The organism is Pseudoclavibacter sp. RFBA6 (genome assembly GCF_002931575.1).
Lineage (GTDB): Bacteria > Actinomycetota > Actinomycetes > Actinomycetales > Microbacteriaceae > Pseudoclavibacter > Pseudoclavibacter terrae.
This window is the reverse complement of record NZ_PSUA01000005.1, coordinates 70,146-82,454: the sequence shown is the minus strand read 5'-3', so window position 1 is coordinate 82,454 and position 12,309 is coordinate 70,146. Positions and strand designations below refer to the sequence as shown.

11 protein-coding genes are annotated in these 12,309 nt (G+C 68.0%); 2 read left to right on the top strand and 9 right to left on the bottom strand.

The features are described from left to right. Nucleotides 1-115: 115 nt before the first annotated feature. A complete protein-coding gene (locus C5C17_RS03230; RefSeq protein WP_104251944.1) occupies nucleotides 116-922 on the bottom strand; it encodes a nitroreductase family protein in 807 nt (268 codons plus the stop codon). Nucleotides 923-1,091: 169 nt separating this feature from the next. Between C5C17_RS03230 and C5C17_RS03225 the strand changes: the two genes are divergently transcribed. Beyond that, nucleotides 1,092-1,961: a ThuA domain-containing protein gene (locus C5C17_RS03225; protein ID WP_104251943.1), complete on the top strand. Its 870-nt coding sequence runs from the start codon at nucleotides 1,092-1,094 to the stop codon at nucleotides 1,959-1,961. A 202-nt stretch (nucleotides 1,962-2,163) separates the two neighbouring features. Here the strand turns inward: C5C17_RS03225 and C5C17_RS03220 are convergent, their stop codons facing one another. The 8 genes from C5C17_RS03220 to C5C17_RS03185 form a co-directional block, all read right to left on the bottom strand. Further along, nucleotides 2,164-2,526 carry a hypothetical protein gene (locus C5C17_RS03220; RefSeq protein WP_104251942.1) on the bottom strand — a complete coding sequence of 121 codons (363 nt, stop codon included), beginning with the start codon at nucleotides 2,524-2,526 and terminating at the stop codon, nucleotides 2,164-2,166. 84 nt (nucleotides 2,527-2,610) lie between these two features. Next, nucleotides 2,611-3,339, bottom strand: coding sequence for a class I SAM-dependent methyltransferase (locus C5C17_RS03215; RefSeq protein WP_258065857.1), 729 nt, complete (start codon nucleotides 3,337-3,339; stop codon nucleotides 2,611-2,613). 109 nt (nucleotides 3,340-3,448) lie between these two features. Continuing rightward, nucleotides 3,449-4,558 (bottom strand): type III polyketide synthase, encoded by a 1,110-nt coding sequence (locus C5C17_RS03210; RefSeq protein WP_104251941.1) that lies wholly within the window; start codon nucleotides 4,556-4,558, stop codon nucleotides 3,449-3,451. A 279-nt stretch (nucleotides 4,559-4,837) separates the two neighbouring features. Continuing rightward, a complete protein-coding gene (locus tag C5C17_RS03205) occupies nucleotides 4,838-6,112 on the bottom strand; it encodes a M23 family metallopeptidase (RefSeq protein WP_104251940.1) in 1,275 nt (424 codons plus the stop codon). A gap of 83 nt (nucleotides 6,113-6,195) precedes the next feature. Then, nucleotides 6,196-7,221, bottom strand: a complete 1,026-nt coding sequence (locus tag C5C17_RS03200; protein WP_104251939.1) for an ABC transporter permease — start codon at nucleotides 7,219-7,221, stop codon at nucleotides 6,196-6,198. Next, on the bottom strand, nucleotides 7,218-8,354 hold the full coding sequence (locus C5C17_RS03195; protein WP_308471302.1) for an ABC transporter permease: 1,137 nt from the start codon (nucleotides 8,352-8,354) through the stop codon (nucleotides 7,218-7,220). The genes C5C17_RS03200 and C5C17_RS03195 overlap by 4 nt, the downstream gene beginning before the upstream one ends. Further along, a complete protein-coding gene (locus tag C5C17_RS03190; RefSeq protein ID WP_374953890.1) occupies nucleotides 8,351-9,937 on the bottom strand; it encodes a sugar ABC transporter ATP-binding protein in 1,587 nt (528 codons plus the stop codon). The genes C5C17_RS03195 and C5C17_RS03190 overlap by 4 nt, the downstream gene beginning before the upstream one ends. A gap of 126 nt (nucleotides 9,938-10,063) precedes the next feature. After that, the gene (locus C5C17_RS03185) at nucleotides 10,064-11,053 is read right to left on the bottom strand and encodes an ABC transporter substrate-binding protein (protein WP_307852801.1); all 990 of its coding nucleotides are present in this window, start codon (nucleotides 11,051-11,053) and stop codon (nucleotides 10,064-10,066) included. A 177-nt stretch (nucleotides 11,054-11,230) separates the two neighbouring features. Here C5C17_RS03185 and C5C17_RS03180 point away from each other — a divergent pair, with 177 nt between their 5' ends. Further along, nucleotides 11,231-12,238, top strand: a complete 1,008-nt coding sequence (locus tag C5C17_RS03180; RefSeq protein ID WP_104251936.1) for a LacI family DNA-binding transcriptional regulator — start codon at nucleotides 11,231-11,233, stop codon at nucleotides 12,236-12,238. Nucleotides 12,239-12,309 lie beyond the last annotated feature (71 nt).

The following is a 12,309-nucleotide window of genomic DNA, read 5'->3' as shown; positions in this document are numbered from 1 at the left end:
GCGCGCAGCCCCCGATTTCAGGATGGGAAACTCACTTCGTTGCGGGAAGTTCCCCATAACGAAGCAAGGTTCCCATCCCGAAACGGAGTTGCGGCAGGTTCGTGGCCGAGCCGAGCTATCTGCCCGCCTGCGCCTCGTCCCATCCTTGCTGCGGGGTTTCGCAGGTGTCTCGGAATACGTACTGAGAGGGCAGCTTGCGCTGGTGCGACGACCAGTCGATGGCGGGGCGGCGCTGCTCCTTGGGGAGGTAGCCGAGGCGGTAGACGGCCATGAGCTCGAACTCGTCCGGCACCTTCAGGAGGTCGACGATCTTGTCCCACTGGCCGGGCACTTCCATGGGGAACGACACGAACTGGATTCCCATGCCGATCTCGCCCGTCGTGAGCCAGATGTTCTCCATGGCCGCGCCCATGCTGAACACCGAGTAGAACGACGACAGCTCGCCCGGCCGGTACTCGGCGCGGTCGAGCATGACGCCGAGAAGGAGCGGGGAGCCGGCGACGAGCTTCCGGTTCTCCTCGCCGAGCGTGTTGGGCACGCGCAGGGAGTTCATGAGGAACTGGCCGCGCTTCGTGAAGACCTGACTCGTGAACGGCCGCAGTGGGGCTGGGAGCTTGTCGAACAGCATCCCGTCGCGCCGCTGCTCCATCTCCTCCTTGCTGAAGCGGAAGTACGGCTTGTAGCGCTCGAAGAAGGTGCCATTGCTCATGGCGGTTGTCATGCTCTCGCCGCTGATGCTCGCGATCGCCTCGATCGTCTCCCGCGCCTCGACCACCACGAACCGCCACGGCTGACTGTTGAGCTGCGAGGGCGCGCGGCCGGCGACCTCCATGAGGAGGCGCTGGTGCTCCTCGCTGACGGGATCGGGGAGGAAGGGGCCGTTCGTGGTCTTGCGGCGTCGCAGAACGTCGAGGAATTCCATGCGCAGAGTCTGTCGCATCCGCCTGAAACCTATGCCGAGCGTGTGAGAGGTGACATCGCGTCGCAAAAGTCCACACCGAAGGGATGATGGTCGCGATCCGAATTTCTTATGTGCGAATGCGACAGAAGCGTGTCAGCCTGGCTGGGCCACCCGGCTCAAAGGAGAACCAGTGACCAGTCCCCTCAACGTGCTCATCCTCTCGGGGCACATGACATCCGAGCATGACAACGAGTTCCGCAGCTTCCGTCAGCACAACCAGTGGCTGACGACGCTCCTCGAAGACACGGGCCGCTTCAAGGTGCGCGTCACCGAGGACCCCCGCGGTCTCACCTCCGAGATCATCGACAAGTACGATGTGCTGCTCATCGTCTTCGAGGGCCGCGACGGCTACCACGATCAGGGCACCGGCTTCGGGTCGGAGACGGATGCGGCGATCCTGAAGTTCGTGCACGACGACGGCAAGGGCATCGTCTGGTTCCACGGCTCGGCCGTGCAGGAGGACGACTGGGGGTACCCGGAGGAGTACAACGTCATGCGCGGCTCGAAGCTCAGCGTACCGACGGGCATCCGCCCCCGCCCGTGGGGTGAGGCCCAGCTGCGCACGACCGAACCGCGTCATGCCATCACGGACGGCATCAACAACACCTGGACGGTCACCGGGGACGACATCCTCGTCGGCGTCGAACTCTATGAGGGCACGCGGGTGCTGCTCACGACCTTCGACGACCTCGAGTCCTACGAGAAGGCGCCCATCTGGCCGATGCCGCACTACCCCGTCGCCATTCCAGCGGAGGGCGTATCCGCGCTGCCTGGCATCAACACAGATCAGCCCCTCGCCTGGATCAATGAGTACGGCACCGGCCGCTCCTTCACGATCACGATCGGGCACGACATCGACACGTTCCGCCGCATCGAGTTCATCCGCATGTTCCCGCGCGGCGTCGAGTGGGCCGCGACCGGCGAGGTGACGCTCACCGGGCCGGACCGCCGCGGCGACCGACGCATCAACCCGTGGCCGTACTACAACGGCGAGGGCTGACGCGCCGCCTCTCGGATCGCGGCGGAACGCTGCCAGCCGAACGGCTGCTCTCGACTTCGCCCTCATCGCTGCCAGCCAAAGTGCCGCTTGGGTTGCCCCCTTGGCGCGCGTTGCCAGCCAAAGTGCCGCTTTCGCCTGGTCAGAAGGGCCGTTTCTCTGGCAGCGATGCGGGGCGGCGGTCAGCCGGAGAGTGGGGCGGCGGTCAGCGCTGGGCGAGGACGCCAGATGCGGGGCGAGTGGATGCGCGCACCGCGAGCGCGTAGAAGGGGGCGGCGGTGAGGGCGATCGACGGGTGGCGCCGCGAGTGCGTGCCGGCGAAGGGGATCGCGGCGAGCGGCACCGCGGTCGGCAGCAGCAGCTGGCCGGCCCGGCGGTGGCGCTCGTCGTGGCTCGTGAGCAGCGCGATGCCCGCGGCGAGTGTCAGCGCGGACGTGCAGATGTAGAGAGCGTGATGGATCCAGTGCCAGCGACCGGTTCGCACGACCCCGGTCGCCACCCCGGCGCCGAGCGCGCAGTTGGCGGCGTAGCTCGTCGTCGCGGCGACCAGCAGCGGGGGCACATTCACGACGCCGAACCTACACGGGCGGCCTGAAGCGAACGCTGGAGCTGGCGCCGGAAGCTCAGCGCTCACTGCGGGTCGCGCATCCGCTCACCGCTGCGGTGTGAGCGTCTCGTCTCGGGTCAGCAGCAGTCGGTAGGGGAACTGGCGTCGCACGTGCCAACCCTGAGGCACGGCTGCCCGAAGTTCGGGGGCCGTGTAGCTGCGGCGGATGGAGAGGGTGCCGTCGTAGTGGACGAACGACCCGCGGTCGAGGGGTTTCGTCGCGACGCCGAACGCGGCGAGCGCGAGGTGCCCGCGCTCGATGTCGCTGTGCAGGGCGAGCGGCGCGAGGGACGCACTGTCGTCGAGCAGGCTGGCAAGCGCGTGCGGGTCGAGGTGGTGCAGCAGGTGGTTGGAGGTGACGATGTCGAACCGCTCCCCCGCTGCCACGAGCTCCCCGCTCGACGCCGCCCGGAAGTGCACGCCGCGCCGCGTCAGCCCGCGCGACTCGACGAACTCGTGCGCGCGTTCATCCGGGTCGATGGCGGTGACCTCGAGCCTGAGCCCGTCGCGGGCCGCGCAGCCGGCGAGGGCGAGCGGAATGTCGCCGCCGCCGAAGCCGATGTCGAGCAGCCTGGATGCGCGCCGCCGGTCGAGGACGGGCCGCACGTCGCGCAGGTACACGCGCCGCCATCCTGCGACGAGCGCGTTCACCGCGCGGAACTGCGCGTACGTGGCGAAGAGGCGGTCGCGGTCGCAGTCGGGGTCGTCCATGAGCTCGAGCGAGGTCGTGTCGCGCGGCAGAGGACGAAGCGAAGTGAGAATGGTCGCGCTCACGGGCGTGGGGCCTCGCGCGGGTGGCCGGTGGCGATCTCAACGCGGCGGGCACAGGTAGCGCCGACACCGCGGTCGTGAGTTCGCGCGACTTTTGCCCCCAGCACGGATCTCATGCACGCATCCGCGTGAACCTGCCGACTTCCACCGTGAGGCCGGGCCCGAACGCCATCGCGCAGAGAGCCTCGCCAGCCCCTTCGAGGTGGGTGTCGTCGGCACCCTCGCCGAGCAGCCGCTCGAGGATGAACAGCACCGTCGCGCTCGACATGTTGCCGTAGTCGCGCAGCACGCCGCGGGACGGGGCGAGCTGCTCCTCCGTGAGTCCCAGCGACTGCTCGACCTTGTCGAGGATGCTCCGCCCGCCGGGGTGGATCGCCCACAGCGGCGTCTCCGACGGCACGGTCGGCGCGAGAAGCGGCCCGACGACATCGCCGATGGACGCTCCGATGATGCTGGGCACGTACCCGGAGAGGCGCATCCGGAATCCGCTGTCGCCGATGGTCCACGCCATCTCCGACTCGCCCTCGTCGGTGATGGTGCTCTCGAGGGCGTCGATGGTGAGGATGCTCGCGCCGGCCGGGGCGAGGCGCGCCGTTACGAGGGCCGCTGCCGCGCCGTCGGCGAAGACGGAGGTCGCGACGATCTGCTCGGGGTCGTTCGAGCTGGTGAGGTGGATGGTGCACAGCTCGACGCACACGATGAGCACAACCGCGTTCGGGTCGGCGCGAGCGAACGCATCCGCTGCCCGCAGCGCGGGGAAGGCTCCATAGCAGCCCATGAAGCCGAGGTGGAAGCGCTGCACGCGCGGTGACAGGCCGAGGCCGCGCACGATCTCGTAGTCGGGGCCGGGCGCGTAGAAGCCGGTGCAGGAGACGGTGACGACGTGCGTGATGTCGGCCGTGTCGAGGCCGCTGCCGTCGAGCGCGGCGCGGGTGGCACCGAGGAGCAGTTCGGGGACGCGCTCGGCGTAGAGCTGGTTGCGGGCGCCCGTCGATGCGTCAAGGACCTGGCCGCCGGCGACGAGCGCCGAGTCCTCTCCGCCCGCGAGCGCATCCACGACGGTGTGCCTGCGGTCGATCGCCGAGCCGTCGAACGCCGCGCCGATGAGGCGCGCGCCGAGGCGGTTGATGCCTGGCTGACCTGCGAACAGGTCACGGGCCTGGGTCTGCGGCAGCTCGGTCGGGGGCACTGCGGTGCCGATGCTGCGGATGTGCACGCTCACGCCACGACGGTACGCCCCGCATCCTGAGAGCACCCGCGAGGCGGGGACCGGTGCGGGCCCAGCACGATCACTGCCAGAGAGATGGCCCTTTTCGCCAGCCCAGAGGGGCACATCGACTGGCAGCGATCCCGGACGGGTGCCCCTGAAGGGCATATTGACTGGCAGCGATGGAGCCGCGAGAACCGGGGATACTCGGCGATCCCCGGAAGACTCAGAGACCCGCGAGAACGCGTCAGCGGGGAAGCCCGTCAGAGAGGAAGCGGGACCCCCTCGCCCGCGCTACTCGCCGGGGTAGGTCATGAGGTCCCCGGTGAGCGGCACCTGGCCGCTTCGCTCCCCCGCGTCTGCCTTGTCGACCTTGTAGGCCTTGCCCTGTTCGCCGGCGTCGAGGGCGGCCTGCGAGGTGACCTTCCCGTCGAGCGTGAACGTGTCGAACACGAACGGCAGCCCGTTGGAGGCGAGTGGGTTCGGGGAGTCCATGAGGTGGAAGTGGAGGTGGGGGGCGTCGGTGTTGCCCGTGTTGCCGAGCAGGCCGAGGCGGTCGCCGCGGGTGAGCTGCTGCCCGACTTGGAGGTCGAAGGGGTTGCCGGTCTTGAGGTGCGCGTAGAAGGCGTAGGTGCCGCCGCCGATGTCCTGCACGACGTAGTTGCCGCCGTATTCGTCGAGGGTGAGGGTTGGGCCGGGCGCGGTGCCTGGTTCCTGTTCGGGGCGGTCGGTGGTGATGGTGACGATGGGGCCGTCGGCGACGGCGATGACGTTCTGGCCGTAGCCGGGGTAGCTGCGTGCGTTGTCGCGGGCGCCGTCGTCGGAGAGCTTCATCGTGGGGGTGAGCTTGACGTAGTCGATGGCCCACCGTTCTGGCGCCCAGTAGGTGCCGTTGATGGGGCTGACGGCGCCGCGGTGCGCGGTGAGTCCGCAGCAGCCGTTGGCGTCGAGCCAGTTGTCGCCGGTGAGGGGCGGGCCGATGGCGGCGACGTCGCGCTTGTCGACGCTCACGGCCTGCGTGCTCTGCTCGATGGTCTTCTCGTAGAGGGGCGGCTGCGCTTTGGGCATCTCGACGGTGACGGTGTGCTCGATGCGGTCGGGCACGTCGGCGTCGGATGCGATGGTGGCGTCCATCCACACGGTTGCGTTCTGTCCGGGGCCGAGTTCGAGCCCGCCGCCGTCGGTGGTGCCGGCGACGCGCATCACGTCGTCGAGGTCGTCGCCCTTGAGCTCCTGCAGCATTGTGCCGTTCGCGCCCGCCTCGACTCCCGTGATCTTGACCTTGGACGGCGACCCGTTGGTGAGCTGCAGTTCGTAGGCGAGGTGGATGCGCTCGTCGGTTCCGAGCACGGGGATCGGGTCGGCGAGCGCGGAGACGACGACAGGGGTGAACTGCTCGCCGACGACGCCAGGGCTCGTTTCGACCGGCGCCGTCTCGCTGACGGACGGGGGCGCATCCGCCCCGATGGTGAGGGCCGGGCTCGCCGAGCAGGCGCTCGTGGCGAGGAGGCACGCGACGGCGACGGCGGCCGCGAAGACACCCGCTTTCCCCGCCCTGATGCCGATCATGGCCTGAGTTTATGCCCGCGGATGGAGCCCCGCCAGGGCAGATGCGCCCCGGCTCGGCAGCGCCAAGGCTGGACGCGGGACCCCTACTGGGATCGGCGCTTCCTGGAGGTCACTGCCCGCTGCAGCAGCACGAACACGAGCAGGATGCCACCCGTGATGATGGTCGTCGCTTCCGGGGGGATGCTGCCGTCGCGGGTGATGAGGACGTTCATGAGCCCCAGCACGAGTGCGCCGACGACCGAGCCGAGCACGAACCCGCCGCCACCGGTCAGCAGAGTGCCGCCGATGATGACTGCGGCGATGGCGTCGAGCTCCCAGCCGACGCCCGTGATGTTCTGCGCGATGCCGAGCTTCGACGTGTAGAGCACGGCGGCGATTCCCGCGAGGGTGCCGCTGATGACGTAGATCGCGACCTTCGTGCGCGCGACCGGGAGGCCCATGAGGAGCGCGGACTGCTCCGAGCCTCCCATGGCGTAGACGGTCCTCCCGAAGCGGGTGCGGTGCAGGACGAAGAAGGCGACCGCGATGATCGCGACCGCGATGATGACCGCCGGGGTGACGACAAGGTCGTTGATTTTCGGGCCATCGATGATCTTGATCTCGGCGGAGAGGCCGCGGATGGGCGAGTCGTCCGCGAGCCGCTGCGGTTCGGTGCTGAGCATCGAGGCGAGCCCTCTGGCGAGGAACATCATGGCGAGCGTCGCGATGAACGGCTGCACTCGGAAGTAATGGATGAGGATTCCGGAGGCGAGGCCGAAGAGGGAGCCGATGCCGATCATCAGCACGATGACGAGGATCGCGGGTAGTCCGGCGCTCGAGAGCATGACCCCGATGAGGCTGCTGACGGCGATGACCGCACCTACGGACAGGTCGATGCCGCCGGTCAGGATGACGAACGTCAGGCCGATGGCGAGCACGATCAGGTAGGCGTTGTTGATGAGGAGGTTGGAGAGGGTGCTGAACTGCAGGATGCCGCCGTAGGCGAGCTCCCCGTATGCGAGCATCCCGACGAAGATGACGACGGCGGCGAGCGTCGGGAGGGAGTCGAGGTTCGGCTTGAACTTCGCGAGCCGGGTGACCTCGCTGGTCTGTTCGACGATGGTGGTCATGCGTCAACTGCCTTCTGCGCTGGTGCGGAACTCGCGGGGCCGGTGGGGGTCTTGGCTCGTCGCCGTTTGAAGAAGTCGCGGACGCGCTGCGACTGCAGGAGGCAGACGAGGACGATGACGATGGCCTTGAAGGCGGGAGTGGCTGAGGATGGGATGGAGAGGAACACGACGGTCTTGTCCAGCGTCGCGATGAGCAGGGCGCCGATGACGCTGCCCGTGAGCGAGAACTTGCCTCCGGCGAGCGAGGTCCCGCCGATGACGACGGCGAGGATCGCATCCATCTCCGACGCCGATCCTGTCTTGGCGACTTCGACCGTCATGACGGTAGCCGTGCTGAGGATGCCCGCGACGCCCGCGAGGATGGCGCTCGAGATGTAGACGAAGAACAGGAGCCCGATGGGGCGGATGCCCGCCATACGGGATGCCTTCGGGTTGATGCCGATGGACTCGATCATGAGGCCGAGGGCGGTGCGTCGAACGAGCAGCGCGACGAGGACGACGATGCCGACGGCGAGCAGGAAGATCACGGGGAACCCGGCGATGGTGCCGTTCGCGATCCAGCGGAACGAGTCGTTGGTGGCTGATGTGTTCTGACCGGCCGTGATGACCTTGGCGAGCCCGCGCCCCGCGAGCATCATGATGAGCGTCGTGATGAAGGGCTGCAGGCCGACCACGGAGACGAGCAGTCCGTTGACGGTGCCGAGGAGTGCGCTGATGAGCAGGGCGAGCGCGATGGCGGTGAGCGCCGAGCCGAACGAGTTCTGGGCGGACGCCATGAACTCCATCGAGACGGCGCCGGCCACGGCCATGACCGAGCCCACGGAGAGGTCGATGCCGCGAGTGGCGATCACGAGGGTCATGCCGACGGCGATCATCATGACCGGGGCGCTGGCGCGGAGGATGTCGATGAGGTTGCCGTTGAGGTCGCCGGTGGCCTGGTTGACGGAGACGCCGAGGTAGCCTGGGTCCTTGATCAGGTTGATGATGATGAGCAGGACGAGCGCGACGACGGCCCAGATGTAGGGCTGCCGGAATGCGCCTCGTGCCGCCTGCATGGCGTCGGGCGTCCGGCGCGGCTCCTGGGGCGAGGGGGCTGCCGTCGACGTGGTGTGCGGGGCCGTTGACTGGCTCATGCGCGTGCTCCCTCGGCGTCAGCGGATGCGGGTGGGGCGGTCGGGGCGGAGGGCGTGTCTTCGGCGACCGGGGCGACGTCCTCCGCGTCGACGCCGTCTGCGGCGATGGTCTGGACGATGAGGTCGGCGTTGACGTCCGGCCCGTTCGCGATCTCCGCGATCTTCCGGTGGTCCTTGAGGACGACGATCCGCTCGCTGAGCCTGACCACCTCGTCGAGCTCGGAGGAGATGAAGATGACCGACATGCCGTCTTCGGCGAGCTGCGCGATGGTCTCCTGAATTTCGGCCTTGGCTCCGACATCGATGCCCCTGGTCGGTTCGTCGAGGATGAGCAGCTCGGGCCTGGTGGCGAGCCACCGGCCGAGGAGCACCTTCTGCTGGTTGCCGCCGGAGAGGTTGCGGATGGCGCGCTCCGGGTCGGCGGGGCGCACGTTGAGCTCCGTGAGGTACTTCGCGCAGAGCTCGTTCTGCTCGCGGCGGGAGAGGGGCCGTGCCCACCCTCGTCGGGCCTGGACGGCGAGGATCAGGTTCTCGCGCACCGTGAGGTCGCCGACGATGCCCTCGTCGCGCCGGTTCTCGGTGGAGAAGGCGATGTGCTTGCGCAGCGCTGCGGCGGGAGAATGCACTTCGACGTCATCCCCGTTGAGCTGCGCTGACCCGGTGTCCGGCTTGTCGGCACCGTAGATCAGGCGTCCGAGCTCGGTGCGTCCGGAGCCGAGGAGCCCCGCGAAGCCGACGACTTCGCCGCGGTGCACCTCGATGTCGACGGGGTCGATCGAGCCCTTCCTGCCGATGCCCTGCGCCCGGTAGAGGGGGATGTCCGCGGTGTCGCGAGCGTCGACGCGTCGGTTCGCCCCGAGCGACTCGAGGGTGGAGAACTCCTTGCCGATCATCTTCGAGATGAGGTCGCTCCTGCTGAGCTCGGCGGTGGCGTACTCGCCGACGAACTGGCCGTTGCGGAGCACGGTGAGGCGGTCGCTGATGGCGTACACCTGGTCGAGGAAGTGCGAGACGAAGAGGATCGCCACGCCCTGCTCGCGGAGCTGGCGGATGACGGCGAACAGGCCGTCGACTTCCTGTGCGTCGAGGCTGGACGTGGGTTCGTCGAGGATCAGGACCTTCGACTTGATGACCATGGCCCGGCTGATCGCGACGAGCTGCTGCATCGCGAGGGAGATGCTGGACAGGGATCGCTTCGGGTCGAGGTGGTCGAGTCCGAGCGCGGCGAGTGCCTCCCGGGCTGCGGCATTCGTCTTGCGCCAGTTGATGCCGAAGGGGCCTCGAATCTCGTGCCCGAGCATCACGTTCTCGCCGATGGAGAGGTTGTCGCAGAGGTTGACCTCCTGGTAGACGGTGGAGATGCCTGCGGCTTGGGCGTCGGCCGTGCCCCTGAGCTGCCGCTCGTCGCCGCCGATGCGGATGGCACCGTCGTCGATCTTGTAGACGCCGGTGAGGGCTTTGATGAGCGTGGACTTCCCCGCGCCGTTCTCGCCCATGAGGGTGTGCACTTCGCCGGGGAAGAGGCGGAAGCTCACGTCTTGGAGTGCTTTGACTCCGGGGAACTCGATTGAGATGCCGCTCATCTCAACGATTGGCTGGTTCGCTGCCATGATCGCCTAGCGTTCTGCCGGTGGCCGGCGTCGAGTGTCGGGGTGGGGCCCCGGTGCGCCGCCGAGAGAGCGGTGGCGCACCGGGGAGCGTGACTCGGGTCAGTACTTGCGGTCTGGGAGCGCGGCGGTGGCTGCGTCCGGGGAGTCGAAGGTGACGCTCTCGACGACGATGTTCTTCTCGACGGTCTCTCCTGCGACGGCGGCCTTGACGACGTCGACGGCGACGTCTCCGAAGAGAGGGTTGTATTCGGCGACGAAGGAGAGGCGGCCGGCGGCAAGCGCTTCGAGTGCGGCCTTGGTGCCGTCGATCGTGATGATCTTGACGTCGGTGCCCGGCTTGAGGCCGGCTTCCTCGACGGCGAGGGCGGCGCCGAGGCCCATCTCGTCGTTCTGGGCGAAGACGAGCTGCACGTCATTGCTGTTCGACTTGAGGATCGTCTCGAAGACGCTCTTCGCCTCTTCCGTCGACCAGTTGGCCGACTGGCTCTCGAGCTTCGTCAGGTTCGAGTCGATGCTCTCATCCCAGCCCTTGTTGCGGTCGTTGACCACGGAGAGGCCGGGAGGGCCTTCGAGGACGACGTAGTTGCCGCCGTCTGCGAACTGGCCGTTCGCCCATTCGGCGGCCGCCGAGCTGATGCCCACGTTGTCCGGGGCGATGTGGCTCGTGTAGAGCGCCTCGTCGTTCGGTTCGATTCCGCGGTCCAGGAGCACGACGGGGATCTCGGCTTCCTGGGCGCGTTCCAGGACGCTCTCCCAGCCTGTTGCTTCGGTTGCCGAGAGCAGGATGGCGTCGACGCCTTCGTCGATGAAGGAGGTGAAGGCGGTGATCTGGGAGTTCTGGTCTCCGTTGGTGGCGGGGGCGTACTTGAGCTCGAAGCCGTTCTCGGTCGAGAACGAGTCCTGGATGTTCTGCTCGTTGGCCGTGCGCCATCCACCCTCGGGTCCGACGGCGACGAAGCCGACGGTGATGAGCTCGCCGTCGCTCCCGGCGGGGGCGTCACCCGATCCGCCGGAGCAGGCCGCCATGCTCAGGGTGAGTGCCCCTGCCATCGCGATTCCGGCGATGGTCCTGATGGTTGTCTTGTTCACGCTGGTCTCTCCTCGTTGAGAGCAGTTCACTCGTGCCGTGGCCGGTCGTGACGCTGCGCAGTTGAATGCTTCCTGGCATCTGTCGGGAATGTTATCGATCACATCGGGCTGGCGCAACCAGCAATCTGAATTGTTCTTCGGGCGGCGCAGCGACGCCCGTGCGGGCATAATTGCCGCATGACGAGCGGACCTGTGGATGCGACGAAGCCGAAGCGGGCTGCCAGTGTGTTCGATGTGGCCCGGGCGGCGGGGGTCTCGCACCAGACCGTCTCGAGAGTGCTCAACGACCACTCGAACGTGCGGCCCGCGACCAGGCAGAAGGTGCTGACTGCGATGGGCGAGCTTGACTACCGCCCGAACCTCGCCGCGAGGGCGCTCTCCTCGAAGCGGAGTCGGACACTCGGCGTCCTTTCGACCGCCAGCGGCGAGTACGGCCCTTCCTCGAGCATCATCGCCATTACCGAGGCCGCACGAACCCGCGGATACACGACCATCGTCGAGCAGACGGACGGCTTCGATGTCGCGTCGATCGAGGAGGCGCTGGGAAACCTGGCGAGCCTCAACGTCGAGGGCATCGTCGCGGTCGCGCCGCAGACCCCTTTGCTCGAGGTGCTCGGCAACATGACCTCGGGCATCCCGTTCGTGACCCTCCAGACCTGGACGACCGACGGGGGCGTCGACCTGGCCGAGGACCAGCTCGAAGGCGCACGGGTCGCGACCGCGCACCTGCTCGACCTGGGCCACGTCGACATCGTGCACCTGGCCGGCCCCGGTGACTGGATCGATGCCACGTCCCGCCTCCGGGGCTTCCGCATCGAGATGGAGTCTCGCGGACTGACGCCACGGCACGTCGACGCCCAAGACTGGTCCCCGGAAGCCGGCTACGCCACTGCCGCCACCATCTTCGAGTCGAACGCGACGGCCGTCTTCTGCGCAAACGACCAGACTGCCCTCGGAGTGCTTCACGCCGCTCACGACACCGGAGTCTCCGTGCCGGAGCAGCTGAGCGTCGTGGGGTTCGACGACATCCCCGAGGCCGCGCACTTCTGGCCCCCGCTGACCACCGTGCGCCAGCATTTCGCTGCGACGGGAGCCCAATGCGTCGCGCGCCTCCTCGACGGCGCACAGGGGGCTGCGGACGTGCTGCCGGAACTGATCGTGCGCGCCTCGACGCGCCGGGTATAACTCCGGATTCAGCGCACCCACGCTCGGTCCTCGCCGACAGACTCGGGCTTGCGCATCTCGGCTCCTCCGTG

Bases quoted from the DNA above. Each gene is read 5' to 3' on its own strand.
- C5C17_RS03230 (WP_104251944.1), bottom strand. From the start codon at position 922: ATGGAATTCCTCGACGTTCTGCGACGCCGCAAGACCACGAACGGCCCC.
- C5C17_RS03205 (WP_104251940.1), bottom strand. From the start codon at position 6,112: ATGATCGGCATCAGGGCGGGGAAAGCGGGTGTCTTCGCGGCCGCCGTC.
- C5C17_RS03200 (WP_104251939.1), bottom strand. From the start codon at position 7,221: ATGACCACCATCGTCGAACAGACCAGCGAGGTCACCCGGCTCGCGAAG.
- C5C17_RS03195 (WP_308471302.1), bottom strand. From the start codon at position 8,354: ATGAGCCAGTCAACGGCCCCGCACACCACGTCGACGGCAGCCCCCTCG.
- C5C17_RS03190 (WP_374953890.1), bottom strand. From the start codon at position 9,937: ATGAGCGGCATCTCAATCGAGTTCCCCGGAGTCAAAGCACTCCAAGAC.
- C5C17_RS03180 (WP_104251936.1), top strand. From the start codon at position 11,231: ATGACGAGCGGACCTGTGGATGCGACGAAGCCGAAGCGGGCTGCCAGT.